General features: G+C 70.3%; 12 protein-coding genes and 1 pseudogene. 11 read left to right on the forward strand and 2 right to left on the reverse strand.

The features are described 5' to 3' along the window. Positions 1-126 precede the first annotated feature (126 nt). Together D473_RS0122730 and D473_RS0122735 are read right to left on the reverse strand one after the other, a co-directional pair. On the reverse strand, positions 127-1,341 hold the full coding sequence (locus D473_RS0122730) for a thioester domain-containing protein (protein ID WP_017611340.1): 1,215 nt from the start codon (positions 1,339-1,341) through the stop codon (positions 127-129). Between the two features lie 346 nt (positions 1,342-1,687). Continuing rightward, entirely contained in the window at positions 1,688-2,788 is a 1,101-nt protein-coding gene (locus tag D473_RS0122735) for a Cys-Gln thioester bond-forming surface protein (protein ID WP_026127221.1), read from the reverse strand. A 292-nt stretch (positions 2,789-3,080) separates the two neighbouring features. Between D473_RS0122735 and gatB the strand changes: the two genes are divergently transcribed. The 11 genes and pseudogenes from gatB to D473_RS0122790 all read left to right on the forward strand — a co-directional run. Continuing rightward, on the forward strand, positions 3,081-4,577 hold the full coding sequence (gatB, locus tag D473_RS0122740) for an Asp-tRNA(Asn)/Glu-tRNA(Gln) amidotransferase subunit GatB (protein ID WP_017611342.1): 1,497 nt from the start codon (positions 3,081-3,083) through the stop codon (positions 4,575-4,577). A 588-nt stretch (positions 4,578-5,165) separates the two neighbouring features. Further along, complete coding sequence (locus D473_RS0122745; RefSeq protein ID WP_017611343.1) at positions 5,166-7,844, forward strand: putative bifunctional diguanylate cyclase/phosphodiesterase; 2,679 nt, start codon at positions 5,166-5,168, stop codon at positions 7,842-7,844. 87 nt (positions 7,845-7,931) lie between these two features. Continuing rightward, entirely contained in the window at positions 7,932-8,837 is a 906-nt protein-coding gene (locus D473_RS25280) for a hypothetical protein (RefSeq protein ID WP_017611344.1), read from the forward strand. A gap of 370 nt (positions 8,838-9,207) precedes the next feature. Beyond that, on the forward strand, positions 9,208-10,983 hold the full coding sequence (locus tag D473_RS0122755; protein WP_275040665.1) for an acetolactate synthase large subunit: 1,776 nt from the start codon (positions 9,208-9,210) through the stop codon (positions 10,981-10,983). Between the two features lie 14 nt (positions 10,984-10,997). After that, the gene (ilvN, locus tag D473_RS0122760) at positions 10,998-11,522 is read left to right on the forward strand and encodes an acetolactate synthase small subunit (RefSeq protein WP_026127222.1); all 525 of its coding nucleotides are present in this window, start codon (positions 10,998-11,000) and stop codon (positions 11,520-11,522) included. 75 nt (positions 11,523-11,597) lie between these two features. Beyond that, positions 11,598-12,593 (forward strand): ketol-acid reductoisomerase, encoded by a 996-nt coding sequence (gene ilvC, locus D473_RS0122765; protein WP_206539037.1) that lies wholly within the window; start codon positions 11,598-11,600, stop codon positions 12,591-12,593. A gap of 238 nt (positions 12,594-12,831) precedes the next feature. Beyond that, on the forward strand, positions 12,832-14,421 hold the full coding sequence (serA, locus tag D473_RS0122770; protein WP_017611348.1) for a phosphoglycerate dehydrogenase: 1,590 nt from the start codon (positions 12,832-12,834) through the stop codon (positions 14,419-14,421). Positions 14,422-14,706: 285 nt separating this feature from the next. Continuing rightward, entirely contained in the window at positions 14,707-15,084 is a 378-nt protein-coding gene (locus D473_RS0122775) for a hypothetical protein (RefSeq protein ID WP_026127223.1), read from the forward strand. After that, the gene (locus tag D473_RS0122780) at positions 15,081-17,075 is read left to right on the forward strand and encodes a glycosyltransferase (protein ID WP_017611350.1); all 1,995 of its coding nucleotides are present in this window, start codon (positions 15,081-15,083) and stop codon (positions 17,073-17,075) included. The genes D473_RS0122775 and D473_RS0122780 overlap by 4 nt, the downstream gene beginning before the upstream one ends. A gap of 32 nt (positions 17,076-17,107) precedes the next feature. Beyond that, entirely contained in the window at positions 17,108-18,487 is a 1,380-nt protein-coding gene (locus tag D473_RS0122785; RefSeq protein WP_017611351.1) for a hypothetical protein, read from the forward strand. Between the two features lie 11 nt (positions 18,488-18,498). Continuing rightward, a pseudogene (locus D473_RS0122790) lies at positions 18,499-19,176 on the forward strand (hypothetical protein); the annotation flags it as partial.

The following is a 19,176-nucleotide window of genomic DNA, read 5'->3' on the forward strand; positions in this document are numbered from 1 at the left end:
TACTGACGACCACGTAGACCGTCAGGTGTTGCGAGGACCCCAAGAATCCGCCAACGCGGATGGGCCCTGGCGTGTGGCGCGTCCCGGCGGGGCCGCACCACACGGGGGTGTGAGAACCGGAACGCTCTAGGCGTCCGTCTCCTCGTCACCGGCACTGGCCTTGCGCTTACGGCTCAGGTACAGCGCACCGCCACCGGCACCGAGGGCAGCGACACCGGCCGCGACCAGGCCGGCGAGGGCGCCACCGGTCACCGGCAGCTCCGGCTCGTCCTTGTCGTCCTCGGGCGCGGGCTTGTCGTCACCGGGCTCCTCGGTGGGCTCCTCGGGCTCGGGCTCGGGCTCGGGCTCCTCGGTGGGCTCCTCGGGCTCGGGCTCGGGCTCCGGCTCGGGCTCGTCGATCCCGCTCCACTCGACGCCGGCCGAGGCGGACGCGGTGGCCGTGCTGTCCTCGGCGGTGATGAGGGTCTGGGTGGGAACGTCGGGGTCCTCACCCTTGAACAGGCGGCCCTGCCCCACGGTGGAGGAGGTCTCCAGGCTGAAGGAGGCCTCGCCGGGCTCGGTGCCCTCGGGGACGGAGAAGCCGACGGTGGAGCCGTTCGCGACGGCGTCGACGGCCTCGCCGGACTCGAGGTCGACCAGGTCGACGCCGTCGGGCGCGGTCAGCTCGACGGGCACCTGCTCGGCGCTGGTGTTGACGGTGAACTCGCCGACGGTCTCACCGGCCTGGCCGGCGGCGCTCTCGGGGCTCACGGACAGGGACGCCTCGGGCTCGTCCTGCGGGAGCGGCTCGGCGCTCTCCACGAGGTGGTCGTAGATCGCGTTGACGTTGCCCTGACCACGGGTCAGGTCCTCGTCGTTGCTGAAGTGCCAGATGGCGGCCTGGGTGGCGGCCAGGGCCTCGGCCTTGGTGACCCGGCCGGCGTTGGCGCCGCCGGCGGCCTCGGCCAGCTCCTCGGCGCTCACGGACGGGTAGCCGTTCTGCAGGAGCCAGTGGACCTTGCCGGGCTCGGCGAATTCGCCCTTGCCCGGGTAGTTGGCCCAGTCGTCCTCGAGGTACCAGGCACCGCCGACGATGTTGGTCTCGAAGTCGATGCAGTACGCGGTGACGCTGTCGCCGTTCTCCTGCTCCAGGCGGAAGAGGTTGGTGCCGATCGTGCCGCCGGACATGGTGACGGTCTCGCCGCTTTGCTCATTGCCGGCGAACTGGGTCCGCACCGCGCCTTCGTAGGTCTCCGTGGTGTCGGCTGCGGCGGGGGCCGCGAGACCGAACGCCAGGGCGGCCGCGGCAGTGGCGGACAGGCCCGCGCGCCCGGCGAAACGGGGGAAAGAGAAGTGGTTCACGTTGTTTCCCGGTGTCGTAGGGGTGACCGGATGGAGTCCGCTCGGTGGGACAGGTAGTCGTCGAGCGGGAGCGGTACTCACCGACGGCGGTTCCATGGATGCAGATCCGTCTTGGGCGTGAGCCCGGGGCACGAAGGTGACTCGGAGGTGGGGGCTCGCCAACGCATGAGCGGGGTGCGTTCGTCGGTGGAGGCTTGAACCGCCTGTCCGATACTAGTCACCCCCGCGCCCGCATCCAACCGGGTTCCCCAAAATGTGATGGATTACGGGTGTGACATAAGCGAATAGAGGACAAGTCCGCATTTCAGAAGCGTGGATCGGAGGCCGGCCCTTTGCCGACGCGGACTCAGCTCCGGCGTTTACGTCCCAGAACCAGAATGAGCAGACCGGATACGACGAGAGCACCCGCGATGACGAGCAGACCGCTCAGCCACGTACCTGTGCTGGCCAGGTGGTTCTCGGATGTGGGCTCGTCGGTTTCGGCAGCCGGTTCCCTCGCGTCTGCGCCGGTGTCCGGCTCGGGTGCCTCGTCGGTGGACAGATCCGTCTCCCCGGCGTCCGAGGAGGCGTCCCCGTCCGGGTACCAGGTGAGCGTCGCGGTGTCGGTAGTAGTGGCGGTCCCCGGTTCGGCGGTGACGAGCGGCGTGGTGCTGATCCCGTCGCGTCCGGTGAACAGCTGCCCCTCGGGCAGGGGCACCCCGTCGCCGCGCACGTGCAGGGTGGCCACACCGGAAGAGACATCGGGGTCCACGTCCAGGTAGACCTCGTCGCCGTCGTGGGCGGAGTCGAGCTGTTCCCCGTCGGCGTCGACCAGCCAGGACTCCGGGGCCCCGCGCAGCGACAGCGTCAGAGGGCCGTCCCCGGTGCTGCTCAGCTCCAGCGGCCCCAGGGGCTCCTCGGGGGAAGCCAGCTCCAGGTGGGAAGGGCTGACCTCCACCGACCCCGCGGGCTCGCCCATCTCGGAGCCCGCGCTGTTCTCGACCAGGTGCTCGTGCGCGTCGACCACGGCGGGGGCGNTCTGGGTGGCGGCGACCGCCTCGGCCTCCTCCAGTTCCGGATGGTCGCTCTCCTGAGCCAACTCTGCCAAGGGCACGTTCGGGTAGGAGTTCGAGACGATCCAGTTCGCGCGGTCGGAGGGGTCCGTTTCCTCACTGGTTCCGGACCAGCCTTCGACACCGCTCCACCCGGACTCAACGTAGGCGGAGTTGGCCTGGACCTCGTGGTCGGTGGAGGCCGTGTACGCATGTACGGAGCCGTGCTCTCCGACCCGGAGCCCGTACAGGGCGGTGGGCACCTCCTCCTCGGAGGCGAGCACGACCGGCACACCGTGCACGGGCGTGCCGTTCACGCGTGAGAAGTCCTCGGATGCGGCGGGCGCGCTCGTCATGGCGACCCCAAGAGCGGCCGTGGAGAGCAGAGCGGCGCACCGACGCAGGATGCCCGTCATCGGCAGCTCCCGTGCGCAGGGCGGCCGGGCCACCGTTGGCCGACCGGCGAAACCGTTTCTCGGGCGTCAACAGTAACGTCCACAGCCCGTACCTGAGCGCCGAACTGCCCGACGGAAGCCTAATCGTGTGCTCGTCGTGACATCCGTCGATGACATGGTCCCCGGCGCCGGGACGGTCACCCCTCGGGCCTCGGTAGGCTGAGCAGGAAGGTATGTCCTCTACGGAAACGGGTTTGCGGCGATGGCCCACGCGGTAACTCCTGGCCCTGCCACCAACGACGGCCCCACGCCGGTGGCCTTCGAGCAGGCTCTGGACACGTACGAGCCGGTGCTCGGGCTGGAGACCCACATCGAGCTGGGTACCGCCTCGAAGATGTTCTGCTCGTGCTCGACGATGTTCGGAGCCGAGCCCAACACGCAGGTGTGCCCGATCTGCCTGGCCTTTCCCGGTTCGCTGCCGGTCGTCAACGAGAAGGCGGTCGAGGGCGCGATCCGTCTCGGCCTGGCGCTGAACTGCTCCGTCGCACCGTGGGGCCGGTTCGCCCGGAAGAACTACTTCTATCCGGACATGCCGAAGAACTACCAGATCTCCCAGTACGACGAGCCGATCTGCGTGGACGGCCACCTCGACGTCACCGTCGACACCCCCGACGGCCCGCGCGAGTTCCGGGTGGAGATCGAGCGTGTCCACATGGAGGAGGACACCGGCAAGTCCTCCCACGTGGGCGGTTCCACCGGCCGTATCCACGGTGCCAGCCACTCCAACGTGGACTACAACCGCGCCGGCATCCCGCTGCTGGAGATCGTCACCAAGCCCATCACCGGCACCGGCGAGCTCGCCCCGCTGGTCGCCCGCGCCTACGCCGCCGAGCTGCGCGACCTCACCCGTTCCCTGGGCATCTCCGACGTGCGTATGGAGGAGGGCTCCATGCGCTGCGACGTCAACGTCTCCATCAACGAGCGCGGCGCCGGCGAGTGGGGCACCCGGAGCGAGACCAAGAACGTCAACTCCCTGCGCTCGGTCGACCGTGCCGTGCGTTCGGAGATCGAGCGCCAGGCCGGTGTGCTCGGCGCGGGCGAGCGTGTGGTCCAGGAGACCCGCCACTTCCAGGAGAACCTGGGCCGCTCGACCTCGGGCCGCAGCAAGGAGGAGGCCCAGGACTACCGGTACTTTCCGGACCCCGACCTGGTGCCCGTGGCTCCCTCCACCGAGTGGGTCGAGGAACTGCGCACGACCCTGCCCGAACTGCCGGCCGCCAAGCGCGCCCGCGTCAAGGCCGAATGGGAGCTGACCGACACCGAGCTGCGCGACCTGGTCAACGCCGACGCCATCGATCTGGTCGAGGCCACCGTCTCCGAGGGCGCGCCGTCGAACGAGGCGCGCAAGCTGTGGCTGAACGAGCTCTCCCGCCGCGCCACCGAACAGGAGGTCGAGCTCTCCTCCCTCGACATCACCCCGGCCCAGGTCGCCCGCACCATCGCGCTGGTCGCCGAGGGCACGCTCACCAACAAGCTCGCCCGCCAGGTCGTGGAGGGTGTGCTGGCCGGTGAGGGCGAACCCGACGCGGTCGTCGAGGCGCGCGGCCTCGAGGTCGTCAGCGACGACGGCGCCCTGGGCGCTGCCGTGGACGAGGCCATCGCCGGCAACCCCGATGTGGTCGAGAAGATCCGCGGTGGCAAGGTGGCCGCAGCAGGCGCCCTGGTGGGTGCCGTCATGAAGGCCACGCGTGGCCAGGCCGACGCCGGCCGGGCCCGTGAACTCATCCTGGAGAAGCTCGGCGTCTCCTGAACCCTCGTGTCGTCCGGGGCCGGGTCCTTCCCGCTTCCGGACGAGGGCGGTCACTTCGTGTGTCCGCCGAACGCCGGCGGAGGCCGTCCCGGCCCCGCCGGTGTGCCCGTCCCATGAGTGCTACTGTGCCGTGTCCCGGTCCCCGCTCCCGAACGCGGCTCAGGTACTCGGGCCCAGGTGGAATGCTCTGTCGCGCAGTGTCGCGCAGTGTCGCGCGGACGCGCTCCGACCCGTTCGCCCGGGTCGAGGGCCCCTTCCGCGTGTGCGGAGGCGGAGCCCGACTCTCATCCGCTCCTCAATCCGTGTGTGACCTCGGTTGCGTAGGGTTGCGACGCACGGGGCGTTGTGGAGCCGTCGGGCCCGGACGTGCAGGAGGCACGTCCGACGTGGTGGACGGGACCGATCCAGTCCCGCGTGGTCCGCGCGAGCCGGCCGCGCCGCCGGGCGCCGAGGACGGTGCCCGGCCGACAAGAGCGAGGGTGTGTACTCCATGACCGAGGAGGCGAACCGGCGGCCCCGAGCCGTGGAGCCCCCGGCCGCTCCGCAGGCGGGACCACAGGCGGGGGCCNCAGTGCACGCCGTGCGTGGTTGGCCGGTGTCCTCGCGCTCTTCGCTGCCTACGTCGCCACGACGTTCATTCCGTTGGGCGAGTACACACTGGCCGCGGAGATGGTCGAGTGGCCCACGTCCGTGACGGCCGGTCTGGCGGGTCTGTCGCTGTTGGTGGCCTCGCGCCGTTGGGCGGCCACCGGAGCCGACCACGAGGGCCACGCCGACGGCGCCGACGGACCCGTGGCCCTGCGCTTCCTGGGTTTTGCCGCGCTGGCTTGGTGCGCGGGCGGGATCGCGCACGCCGGCACCGGTCTGTTGAGCAATACCTCGATGCTGTCCCTGACCTTGGGCGACCTGTTCTCCTTGGCGGCGCTCCCGCTGTTCGTGGTCGGCTTCACCCGGTTCGCGCCCTGGCCCGGGGGCGTGCGCACCGCCATACGCCACATCACCGACAGCTACGTGTGCGCGGCGGCGGTGTTCGCGATCGTGTGGCTGTTGATCTTCTCCCCGCTCTACGAGGAGTTGGGGGAGGGCGCCGGGCTGCTGGGGTTCGCGCTGGTCTATCCGGTCGCCGACATCGTGGTCCTGTGCCTGCTGGTGCCGCTGGTCTTCATGTCGCCGCACAGCACCCGCCGGGCCGTGCTCATGGTGATCGGTGTGCTGATCATCATCGCCGCCTCGGACCTGCTCGGCGCGATCACCCGCCTGACCGGACCGCCCGTGGCCGGCGGTGTCGAGCACCCGATCCGGTTCCTGGGCCTGGCCCTGTTGGCGGCCCTGCCCTGGATGGTGGAGCACCGCACCGGTGCCGATCCCCGCCGCATCACCGGGCGCGGCCTGTACCGGTTCGCGCCGGAGCTGGCGGCCGTGGGCGCGTTGGCGGTGGCCACGGTGGTGCTGACCGTCGCGGCCCTGCGCCTGGACGACATCGCCTCCGTCCTGCCGTTGGCGGCGGGCACGGCCGTGATCGTGCTGCTGATCCGGGTGCTGGGCATGTTGGAGGAGAATGCGACCCTCTCGCGTATGGTGCGCAACCGCGAGGGCCACTTCAACGAGCTGGCACGCAACAGCGGCGACGTCATCCTCGTGCTCGACCAGGACGCCAGCGTCCACTACGTGAGCCCGGGCACGGCCGAGGCGTTCGGTTACCGCCTCGACGACGTGCTCGCCGCCCCCATCACGGCGCTCATCCACCCCGAGGACCTGGAGCGTACCGAGTCGGTCGGTGAACTGTTCACCGAACGGTCCTCCCAAGGGATGCACCTGCGGCTGCGGGTGGCGGCCGCAGACGGAACCTGGCGCCACACCGAGTCCACGGTCTCCCTGTACGAGCAGCCCGGGGAACCGGACCGCCTGCTGGTCACCACCCGCGACATCTCCGCCCAGGTGGCCCTGCAGAACGAGGTGCGCCACCTGACCTTCCACGACGGGGTGACGGGGCTGCCCAACCGGGCCTACTTGGAGGAGCGTGCCAGCGACGTCCTGGCGCACCGGGCCATCAGTGAGGAACCCGTCGACGGGGTCGCGGTGGTCTTCCTCGACCTGGACGGGTTCACCGCCGTCAACGACTCCGCGGGCCACGTACGCGGCGACCATCTGCTGGGGCAGGCCGCGCGGCGGCTGCGCGCGGAACTGGACTCCTCCTCCACCCTGACCCGGTGGGGCGGGGACGAGTTCGCCGTCCTGGTGGAGAGCGCCGGAAAGGCCCAGCGCGTGGTCGATCTGGCCGAACGCCTGGGCCGGGTGATCGCCTCCGAACCGTTCCAGGTCGCCGACCGCGACATCATGCTCACCGCCAGCCTGGGTGTGGCCTTCGCCGAGGCGGGCATGGGCAGCGGGGAGCTGCTGCGCAACGCCGACGTGGCCATGACCAGGGCCAAGGAGCGCGGTGCCGGGACCGTGGAGGTCTACGCCGCCCACATGCACGAGACGGTCATCTCCCGGCTGGAGCTGCAGATACACCTGCGCGAGGCCCTGGCGGCGGGCGACTTCTACCTGGAGTACCAGCCGATGGTGGATCTGGGCAGCTCGCAGGTGACCTCCGTGGAGGCCTTGGTGCGTTGGGACCACGAGGGACGCACGGTGCCGCCGGAGGAGTTCCTCGGGGCGGCCGAGGAGTCCGGGCTCATCGTCCCGTTGGGGGAGTGGATCCTGCGTGAGGCCTGCCAGAAGGTCGCCGTGTGGCGGGTCTCGGACTGGGACATCGGGTTGTCGGTGAACCTGTCGGCCAAGCAGGTGCTGTCGGAGCGTTTCGTCTCGGCCGTCGAGGGTGTGTTGGCCGACACGGGGTTGCCCGCGGAGGTCCTGACCCTGGAGGTCGACGAGGAGCTCCTGCTCGACGACGGGGCCGAGGCCGTGGCGCGACTGAGCGAGTTGCGGGCCCTGGGCGTGCAGCTGGCCATCGACGATTACGGGATGGGGTACGCGTCGTTGGCGCACTTGCGCGAGCTGAGTGTGGACGCGATCAAGATCGACCCGTCCTTCATCGCGGACCTGGGCCGCGACGACACCGTCACTCTGCTCACGCACACGATCATCCAGCTCGGGCGCGACCTGGGTGTGCAGGTGGTGGCCGAGGGCATCGAGCGTCCCGAGCAGTTGGAGCAGCTGCGGGCGATGGGCTGCGACCACGGGCAGGGGTTCCTGGTGGCGCGTCCCATGGCGGCGAGCGGCGTGGAGGCCCTCGTCGGGGGCGAGGTCGGCGTCGACCTCTGAGCGTTGACTGTGCCGGCGGCGAGATGACTTTTCGGGCAAACCCCCGTTGTCCTGCGATGATGCGGGGCATGCCGCTAGTGTCCGGGCATGCCCTCAGCCTCACACGAGCTTCCCGTCGATCTGATCCGCAACGACCCCGCCTTCGCGGTCGAACTCTTCCGTGAAGTCAGCGGGATGCCGCTGCCGAAGTTCAGTCATGTCAGAGACGGGGCCGCGGAGGCCACACACACCGCGCCGTCGGAGCTGATCAGTGACTCGGTGGTGGTGTGCGAGCGTCCGCCCTACGAGCACGAGGGCACCGACCCGGTCAAGGTCATGGCCGTCATCACCGAGTCGCAGTTGGGTTGGGACACCCGGAAGCAGTATTCCTGGCCCGCGTATGTGGCCAATGTGCGGCACCGCCATCAGTGCCCCGTGGCGCTTCTGGTCCTCACACCGACCACGGCCCTGGCCCACAGGTTCGCCAAGACGATCGATCTGGGATGCGGGGAGGTGCGACCGGTGGTCTTCTCCACGGAGTCGCTCCGACCGGTCACCGACACGGCCGAGGCCGACCGGAACCCGTTGCTGACCGTTCTGGCGATGGCTGCGGCCCCGACCGACAACTCGGAGGCGCTGGCCGCTCTGGCCACCGCTCTGACGAGCATCGATTCCTCTGCCTCGTCGCTGTACGCTGACTATGTGCTGGCGGCCCTCAGGTCCGCCACCGGGAATCCTCTGGAGGATCTCATGACTATTGGTGACTACCAGTTCCGGACCGAATTGATCGGCCGCCCCTTCCGTGAGGGTGAGGCCAAGGGTGAGGCCAAGGGTGAGGCCAAGGGCCGGGTCGAGGCCATGGCGGAGTCGGTGGTGGCGGTCCTGGAGGCGCGTGGCCTGTCGGTACCGGACCGTGTACGCGAGCGCGTGGCCGGGGAGTCGGATCCGCAGATCCTGTCCGGTTGGCTGCGCCGTGCGGCGACCGTGGAGAAGGCCGGCGCCCTGTTCGAGTGAGGGCCGGGAGCGTCCCGCATGGTGGACCCGGGTGCGTGTAACGCAGAACACACACTCGGGCCTTTTGTCGTTAATGCCCTGTGAGCAGGGGTTTTGTCGCATCAGATACGGTCGGATGGTGGCACCGGCGTTTCACATGGTGAGACAAAGCTGGGTTCATGTTGACGCGCGACCCCACGTTCGGCCAATGTTGTCAACATGCAGAGCAACAACTCCCTGATTCTCGTACTTGGTCGGCGCGCAGCCCACTGAGTCCTTTCTGCTGCGCGCCACCCCTCAACCGCACCGCGGTGGGGGTTTTTTTATTGCCGCAAGGACGTGAGTCGAAAATCCACCACGGTCCAGAGCTCCCGACCGCTCTGAACCCTCGCTGAAGGATCTTGAGATGACCGAGCAGATGACCGGCGCACAATCGCTGATCAGGTCGCTGGAACACGTCGGCGTTGACACTGTCTTCGGGATTCCCGGTGGCGCCATCCTCCCCGCATACGACCCCCTCTACGACTCGTCCGAGGTGCGCCACGTCCTGATGCGCCACGAGCAGGGGGCCGGTCACGCGGCCGAGGGGTATGCCTACGCCACAGGGAAGCCCGGCGTGTGCATGGCCACCAGCGGCCCCGGAGCCACCAACCTCGTCACCCCCCTGGCCGACGCCCACATGGACTCCGTTCCCATGGTCGCGATCACCGGTCAGGTCGCCTCGCCCGCGATCGGCACCGACGCTTTTCAGGAAGCCGACATCTGCGGCATCACCATGCCGGTCACCAAACACAACTTCCTGGTGAGGAAAGCCGAGGACATCCCCCGCACCATCGCCGAGGCCTTCCACATCGCCTCCAGCGGCCGCCCCGGCCCCGTGCTGGTCGACATCTCCAAGGACGCCCTCCAGACCACCACCGAATTCAACTGGCCCGAGCGCCTGGACCTGCCCGGCTACCGCCCCGTGAACAAGCCCCACGGCAAGCAGGTGCGCGAGGCCGCCCGGATGATCGCCGAGGCCGAGCGCCCCGTCCTCTACGCAGGCGGCGGGGTCCTGCGCGCCGGCGCCTCCGCCGAACTGCGCGTCCTGGCCGAGCTCACCGGCGTGCCCGTGGTCACCACCCTCATGGCGCGGGGCGTGTTCCCCGACGACCACCCCCAGCACGTGGGCATGCCCGGCATGCACGGCGACGTCTCCGCCGTCGGCGCCCTGCAGAGGGCCGACCTCATGATCGCCCTCGGCGCACGCTTCGACGACCGCGTCACCGGCCGCCTCGACAGCTTCGCGCCCGACGCCCGGATCGTCCACGCCGACATCGACCCGGCCGAGATCTCCAAGAACCGCCACGCGGACGTGCCCATCGTCGGTGACTGCCGCGAGGTCCTCGCCGACCTCGTCGTGGCCGTGCGCGCCGACCAGGAAAAGGGCCGCGAGGGCGACTACACCGCCTGGTGGAACCAGCTCGGGTACCTGCGCGAGACCTACCCCAAGGACTACGACCGCACCGACGACGGCACCCTCTCGCCGCAGCACGTGATCGAGCGCCTGGGCCGCCTCGTCGGCCCCGAGGCCACCTACGTGGCGGGCGTGGGACAGCACCAGATGTGGGCCGCCCAGTTCATCGGCCACCAGCGCCCCGGCTCCTTCGTCAACTCCGGCGGACTGGGCACCATGGGCTTCTCCGTGCCCGCGGCGCTCGGAGCCAAGCTCGCCGACCCCGAGCGTGTGGTGTGGGCGGTCGACGGCGACGGCTGCTTCCAGATGACCAACCAGGAGCTGGCCACCGCCGCCGTCGAGGGCATCCCGCTCAAGGTCGCCATCGTCAACAACGGCAACCTCGGCATGGTCCGGCAGTGGCAGACCCTGTTCTACGAGGGCCGCTACTCCAACACGGACCTGCAGACCTCGCCCCTGGACACGAAGGTGCGCATCCCCGACTTCGTGCGCCTGGCCGAGGCCTACGGCTGCGTCGGCCTGCGCTGCGAGACCCCCGAGGAGATCGACGCCACGATCGAGAAGGCCATGTCCATCAACGACGTGCCCGTGGTCGTCGACTTCACCGTCAACCACGACGCCATGGTCTGGCCCATGGTCGGCCCCGGCGTCAGCAACGACGAGATCCAGTACGCGCGCGACATGGCGCCGGACTGGGAGCACGAGGACTAAGAGGAATCGCCACCATGAGCAGTCACACGCTTTCCGTTCTGGTGGAGGACACCCCGGGTATCCTGGCTCGTGCCTCCTCCCTCTTCTCGCGCCGCGGTTTCAACATCGACTCGCTGAGCGTGAGTACCACCGAGTACCCGGGCCTGTCCCGGATGACGATCGCGGTCAACTGCGACCTACACCCTTTGGAGCAGGTGACCAAACAGCTCAACAAGCTGGTCAACGTCGTCAAGATCGTGGAGATGGACACCGCCGCGTCGGTCCAGCGCGAGCTCCTGCTCGTCAAGGTCAAGGCCGACGCGTCGAGCCGTACCCACGTGTTGCAGACGGCCGAGCTGTTCCGCGCACATGTCGTGGACGTCAGCCCGGACGTCGTCGTCATCGAGGCCACCGGCGACCCCGAGAAGCTCGATGCCCTGGTCAAGAACCTGGAACCCTTCGGGATCCGGGAGTTGGTCAAGTCAGGGCTGGTCGCCCTGGGGCGCGGCCCCCGCTCGATCACCGACCGGTCCCTGCGACCGGTCGACCGCAGCGCCTGAGCTGTGGGCCCCGACACGGGGGACCCTGAGCCCCGCGTCCCCGAGAAGCACGTCAAGAACAAGGAGTAACCCCAAGTGGCAGCACAGATGTACTACGACGACGCCGCGGACCTCGCGCTCATCCAGGGCAAGAAGGTCGCCGTGATCGGCTACGGCAGCCAGGGTCACGCGCACGCGCTGTCGCTGAGGGACTCGGGTGTGGACGTCCGTATCGGTCTGGCCGAGGGCTCCAAGAGCCGCGCCAAGGTCGAGGAGGAGGGCCTGCGCGTCCTGACCCCGGCCGAGGCCACCGCCGAGGCCGACGTCATCATGATCCTGGTCCCCGACCACATCCAGCGTGACCTCTACACGGCCGAGATCGCCCCCAACCTGGAGGCCGGCAACGCCCTGTTCTTCGCGCACGGCTTCAGCGTCCGCTACGGCTTCGTCAAGGCCCCCGAGGGCGTGGACGTGGCCATGGTCGCCCCCAAGGGCCCCGGTCACCTGGTCCGCCGCCAGTTCGAGGACGGCCGCGGCGTGCCCTGCCTCGTCGCAGTCGAGGAGGACGCCACCGGCCAGGCCTGGGAACTCGCCCTCTCCTGGGCCAAGGGCATCGGCGGCACCAGGGCCGGTGCCATCCGGACCACGTTCACCGAGGAGACCGAGACCGACCTCTTCGGTGAGCAGACCGTGCTGTGCGGCGGCATGGAGGAGCTGGTCAAGGGCGGTTTCGAGACCCTCGTCGAGGCGGGTTACCAGCCGGAGATCGCCTACTTCGAGTGCCTGCACGAGGTCAAGCTCATCGTCGACCTCATGTACGAGGGCGGCCTGAGCAAGATGAACTGGTCGATCTCGGACAACGCCGAGTACGGCGGCTACACCCGTGGCCCGCGCCTGATCACCGACCAGACCCGCGAGGAGATGCGCAAGCTCCTCGGCGAGATCCAGGACGGCTCCTACGCCAAGGAGCTCATGGAGGAGTTCGACGCGGGCAAGCCCACCTTCACCAAGCGCCGCGAGGCCGAGCAGAACGAGCAGATCGAGACGGTCGGCGCCGAGCTGCGCCCGCTCATGAGCTGGCTCAAGGCCTGAGATCCCCGCCGGAGGGCAGGACCTTCGGCACAGGGTCTCCCAGCACCGGGGTGGAGCACGGTTCCGCCCCGGTGCGGTCGTGTTCCGGCCGGGATGACCAGGGCGGCTCCCGGTTTCCGGGGGGAACCCCCCTCAGCCTTTCCGACCCCCCTAGTAGACTTCTCGGCGGCCGTCACACCCGATCAGGGCAGGGCCGTCACCTGCGCGGTCGGGTCGCACCACTCGAAAAGGAAACGTTGTGTCCAAACCCGCCGTACTCGTAGCGGAGAAGCTCTCCCCCGCCGGAATCGCCCTCCTCGAAGAGGACTTCGAGGTGCGCCACGTCGACGGCTCCGACCGGTCCCAGCTCCTGCCCGCCCTCGCCGGCGTCGACGCGCTCGTCGTGCGCAGCGCCACCCAGGTCGATGCCGAGGTCGTGGCCGCAGGCGACCGTCTGCAGGTCGTGGCCCGAGCCGGTGTGGGCCTGGACAACGTCGACGTCGATGCCGCGACCAAGGCCGGTGTTCTGGTCGTCAACGCCCCGACCTCCAACATCATCAGCGCCGCCGAGCAGGCCATCAACCTGCTGCTGGCCAGCGCCCGCAACACCGCCCCCGCACACAACGCGCTCATCAACGGTGAGTGGAAGCGCTCCGAGTACACCGGTGTGGAGCTGTACGAGAAGACCGTGGGTGTCGTGGGCCTGGGGCGCATCGGTGCGCTCGTCGCCCAGCGCCTGCAGGCCTTCGGGACCCGGGTCATCGCCTACGACCCGTTCGTGCAGCCCGCCCGCGCCGCCCAGCTCGGTGTGGAGATGACCACGCTGGAGGACCTGCTGCAGCGTTCCGACTTCATCACCATCCACCTGCCCAAGAACAAGGACACCCTGGGCCTGATCGGCGACGAGGCCTTCGAGAAGGTCAAGCCCTCGGTGCGGGTCATCAACGCCGCCCGCGGCGGCATCCTCGACGAGGACGCCCTGTACCGGGCGCTCAAGGACGGCCGCGTCGCCGGTGCCGGCATCGACGTGTTCACCACCGAGCCGACCACCGACAGCCCGCTGTTCGGGTTCGAGAACGTGGTCGTGGCCCCGCACCTGGGCGCCAGCACCGCCGAGGCCCAGGAGAAGGCCGGAACGCAGGTGGCGCGCTCGGTCAAGCTGGCCCTGTCCGGCGAGTTCGTGCCCGACGCCGTCAACGTCCAGGGCACCGGTGTGGCCGAGGAGGTCAAGCCGGGGCTGCCGTTGACCGAGAAGCTCGGCCGGGTCTTCACTTCCCTGGCCGGAACGCTGGCCACCCGCATCGACGTCGAGGTACGCGGCGAGATCGCCGAGCACGACGTGAAGGTGCTGGAACTGGCCGCGCTCAAGGGTGTGTTCACCGACGTCGTCGAGGACACCGTCACCTTCGTCAACGCCCCGTTGCTGGCCAAGGAACGCGGGCTCGAGGTCAACCTCGTCACCGGTGAGGGCTCCAGCGACTGGCGCAACCTCATCTCGGTGCGCGGCGTGCTCGCCGACGGCACCAGGGTGTCGGTCTCGGGCACCCTGACGGGCCCGCGCCAGTTCGAGAAGCTGGTGGAGGTCAACAACTACACGATGGAGATCGGCCTCGCCGAGCACATGGTGTTCCTGTCCTACGAGGACCGCCCCGGCATCGTCGGCCGCGTCGGCGCGGTGCTGGGCGACACCGGCGTCAACATCGCCGGGATGCAGGTGATCCGGGACAAGGAGGGCGGCAAGGCGCTCATCATCCTGACCGTCGACACCGTGGTCCCCGACGACGTCCTGACCTCGATCTCGGAGATGATCGAGGCCGACATCACGCGGCAGATCGACCTGGAGGGCTGAGGCTCCTTCCCGTCCCAGGACCGCGATGTCCAGAACCGCCCCGCCGGACCCGTTCCGGCGGGGCGGTTCTCGTTCGGCAGGAAAAAGGAACAGCTGAACGTTATTTCGCATTCGCCCTTTTGGTGGGGGAAATAGGGTTTGCGGGAATTCATGCGTGTGCAATTCTTGGCAAATTAACGAGGATCCACCTGAAATTCCGTTGGCTCCTCCGGTCTCCGTGGCATTCTGAAGCGGATTCATTCCTGCACTCTTCGACCCCGATGCCGGTTTGGTGATGTTGTGCGTATGCCTCGTTCACGGCCAGTCCAGTTGCTCCTGTTGCTCCTCACCGTGCTTCTCGTCGGAACCGCCGCCCTGATCGGCTCGGGCCTCGTCGGGTTCTGGGCGGCGGCCCGCGCGCTCGCTCTCACGACCGTTCTGGTTTCGGCCGTGGTGCTGGCTCTGCTGGTGCGCCACACGAACCGGCAGATCCAGCAGTTGCGTGCCGGGCTCGACCGGAACGTGCGCCTGATCCGTGAGCTCACCGGGGAACAACGGATGGAACTCCTCGGCCGCACGGAGGAGATCGCCGACCGTATCTCCGAGATGGAGGACACCCTGCGCGGAGAGGGGACCCCCCGGGCCCGGGAGGAGGCCGACGGCAGCCCGAAGGTCCTCACGTGATACGGGCGCTGCTGGAGGAAGCCCTGCGTACACGCGAACCGGGACGTACCGTGGTCTGCACCGTCGGGGACTGCGACGGGCCGGTCCGGTCCGAGCTGCCGGAGGAGGTCGCGCTCCACGACCTGGACCAGCGTCCGGTCTCCGTTCAGCACGTGCGGCGCGAAACGGCCGTTTCCGGCACCCGGCCCTGCGGGCTCACCGTGCTCCTGGCTGCCACACCCACCGACCTGCGCCGGGCCCTCGCCCACCTCTCCGGGTTCCCGCGCTCGGCACGCATCGTCGTGCTCATCACGGCGGCTGCACCCCATCTGAGCCCGCCCTTGCCGGTCCTGCCCGGCCTCGGGCCCTGGGGTGAGCTCGTCGACTCCCGCGTACGGCGCGCCGGCGAGGAGGGATGGGCCGCCGACCTGTACTTCGGGGTCCCCGTCCCCCTGCCCCCGGTCGTCTCGGCGCTGGCCCACGGCATGGTCGGGGGACGGCGGGAACGCCCCCTGCCCGTGCTGGCCGCGGTCCGGGGCACCGACGCCGGTCTCTGGCGACCGGGCGACCCACGCTGCCACCGCACCGAACACGTCGACGCGATCCTCGACACCACCGCCTCCGGGTGCTCACTGCCCGAGGACGCCCCGCCACGGATCCGCCGCGCCTCCGTGGGCCACACCTCCTGGGAGAACCTCGGGGCCCTCGATGCGCACACCCCCGAACGGCCCACCGCCGACCAGGTGCCACCGGTGGACGAACGGGTCGTCAATCCCATCGGCTTCACCCGCACCTCCGAGCCCGTCACCGGCAGTCTGGAGGACCGCGACGGGCGCTGGCACCTCCGCGTCGGGGGACACGTGCGCTGGAGCGTGCCCGACGACGGGGGCGTGACCGATGTGCACATCGCCCGGGTCCGCGACCTGCGTGCCGTCGAGATCGTCTGGGGCCGGCACAGCGGGCCGCTCGCAGCGGCCCGTGCCGTGGCCGCCCTGGCCGCGGCCGGTGTCCCACTGGTCAGCGGCCCCGTACCGAGCTGGGCGACCGGGCTGGGAGAGGAGACCCTGACCCGTCTGAGGTCGGTGCGAGAGGCCGACCTCGACGACGAGGACACACGCGAGATCCACAGCATCCGTACCCGGCGGGCCGCCCTGCGCGAGCACGGTGCCTCGGCCCGGTGGCGCCGCATGGGGACCGAGCTGGGGCTGGGCGCCGACACCGACCCGGCCGTGTCCGTGCTCCTGTGCACCCGGCGCCCGGAGATGGTCGGTTTCGCGCTGCGCCAGGTCGCACGCCAACGCGGGGTCGAGACCGAGACCGTGCTCGCGCTGCACGGGTTCGACCGGGAGATCCCCGAGGTCGCCGCGGAGATACGTGCCTTCCGTGCCTCGGGCCGTGAGCTGGTCCTGCACGAGCCCGACCCGTCCCTGGCCCTCGGCACGGTCCTCGACCGGTCGGCACGGAGGGCGAGCGGCCACATGGTCGCCAAGATGGACGACGACGACTGGTACGGCCCCGAGCACCTCGCCGACCTGGTCTCGGCTCGTACTTACTCCGGGGCCGACCTGGTCGGCTCCTCCCCGGAGTTCTTCTACCTGGAGGCCCTGGACACCACGGTCCGCCTGGCCGGGGAGAGCGAGAGGCCGGCGAAGCACGTCAGCGGGTGCACGCTCTTCCTCGACCAGGGGACCCTGGAGGAGATCGGCGGGTTCCGGCCGCTGGCCCGCGGGGTCGATTCCCAGTGCCTGACCGGGGTGCAGCTGGCCGGCGGACGCATCTACCGCACGCACGGGTGCAACTTCATGGTGCGGCGCAAGGAAAAGGGCCACACGTGGACCGTCGGGGCCGGACACTTCCTGCGCCGCGAGGGCAAGGGCCAGCTGCCCGGATGGCGCCCCAGCCCACTGTTGGAGCCCGACCCGAGGGACGTGCCGGTCACCGGGTCGGCCCTGCCCTGGGGCGCACCGGAGCCCGTCTCCGGAACGCCCGGACCGGTGACGGAGGTCGGATGAGCGCGCCCACACAGGCAACGGGGAACACCACTGTGCCGGACAGCCACGAGGCGGCACGGTTCCTGCCCGTACTGGGTACCTGGGAACCGGAACTGGGCGTGCACGTCGTGGTCCGGGCCGAACGCGCCGGAGCCGACCCGGCCCCGCTCCTGGCCGACCTGGCCGCACAGACCTATCCGGCCGCGCTCACCGAGACCACGGTCGCTGGCGACGCCGGCGTGCGCATCTCGGACGGGGGCCGTCCCGAGCGCACCCGTGTGGAGACCGCGAGCGGCGGGCCACTGTGGCGGACCGCGCCCGCGGACCACTCCGTGGTGCTGTGGCTCGAGGCCGGCGACCGCATCCCGCCGACCTTCGTGGAGGCCCACCTGCGGGGCCACCACGCCGTACGCGGGCTCCTGCTGTGCAGCACACCCGAGGGGACCGCCGCGGAGGGCGAGGGGGACGCGCAAGTCGGGGGAGGGGACCGGCGGGTCCTGCACGAGTGGGCCGGCCCCCCGTGGCCGGGCGCCCTGCGCAGCGGGTTCTCGGCGCCCCGGTCCGTCCTGACGGACTGCGCCGCCTCGGCCGGGGGCGAACTCCCCGCCGAGGAGGAGGTCCTGCACCACCTGCTGCTCCAGCACGGTGCGCTGCCGGCCACCGACCCCGGGATCCGCCACAGTCCGGGGACACGGCACGGGAACGGCGGCCCCGACCCGCTCACCCGGGCACGCGTGGCCCAATGGGTCCCCACCTCACCGGAACGGGACGAGCGCCCGGGCCCGCACTGGCGGGTTCCGTCGGCCCACGTCGTCGTGGACACCGCAGGCGCGGACAGCGCCACCGCGGCCGACACCGTGGACCGCATCCTGTCCGAGGACACCAGCGGAACCCGGATCACACTGAGGACCGAGGCCGGATCGACCACGGAATCGGAGCTGCGCGCATACTTCCGCGCCGACCCGCGGATCAGGGTGGGAAGCGGCGAACCCGTAGCCGATCCGCTCGTCCCGTTCGTGCTGCGCGTGCCTTGGGACCTGCGGCCCGAGACCGACGTGGTCAGGGTGATGGTGGAGGAGGCGCAACGTTCCGGCGCCGACGTGGTCCGCGCGACCGTACCCGAGTCCGATCTCGGCGGTCCGCGCTTGGAACGCACCGCTGCCCGCGCCCGCGCCGCCCACCGGCGTTCGGAGAGCGACCCCGTGGTGCGCCTCGGTCCTCGCCGGCCCGGAACGCGCTGGATCGACGGGCAGAGCCGTCTGCTCACCCCACCGGGCAGGACGGACGAGCGGCGCGCTCGGAAATGGGAGCGCCTGCACGAGCACGAGGCCGAGGCCGCCCGGATGCGGGCGTGGGAACGGCGGCTGCGGCACAGGCTCGACCTGCTCACGCGCACGCGCGTGGGCCGGTTCTGGTGCCGGGTCCTGGGATGAGGGGAGCGAGCGTGACGGAGAACCGGGAGGCACGGGTGGACGGCGGGCTGCCGCCCTTGGGCCCCCGGCCCGGGGTGAGCGTGGTGATCCCGGTGCCGGACGGTTCCGAGACCTGCGGCACCGAACAGCTCGAGCATGTGATGGAACGGGTACGGCAGCGCATGGGCCCGGGCAAGGACCTCGACGCCCTGGTGTGCACCACCCTGCCGTCGATCGACCCCGGACCGCCGTGTCAACGGGTCCTGACGGTGCCCGGCCCGGCCCGCCTCTGGGAGCTCTCCCGTGCGGGGCTGGCCGCCGCCGAGGGTGACGTGGTGCTGCTGGCCCGGCCCGGTACCGTGCCCCGTCGCACCGAGATCGAGGGCCACGTGCGGGCCCACCTCGCCGAACACGCCGCCGTCGCCGTGGGGCGCGCCACCGTCGAGGCGGGCACCGACGGACCGAGGCCCGACCGGCTGCGGGACGCGTACCCGAAGTCGCTGACCTCGCACCCGCGCGACCTGCTCGCCGCGGTCGGGGTCGCCGACACACGGGCGCCCGAGGAGCTCTTGCACCGCATGCTCCAGTTCGGCGCGGTCCTCGTGCCGGGCCCGCGCACCGAACTGGTGGCCCCGGCCGGGAAGGAGACCGGGACCACCGCGGGGGCCCGCACCGACGAGCCGGCCGACACCCGGGCCGTGGACCGCGAC

The organism is Nocardiopsis xinjiangensis YIM 90004 (genome assembly GCF_000341145.1).
Taxonomy (GTDB): domain Bacteria; phylum Actinomycetota; class Actinomycetes; order Streptosporangiales; family Streptosporangiaceae; genus Nocardiopsis; species Nocardiopsis xinjiangensis.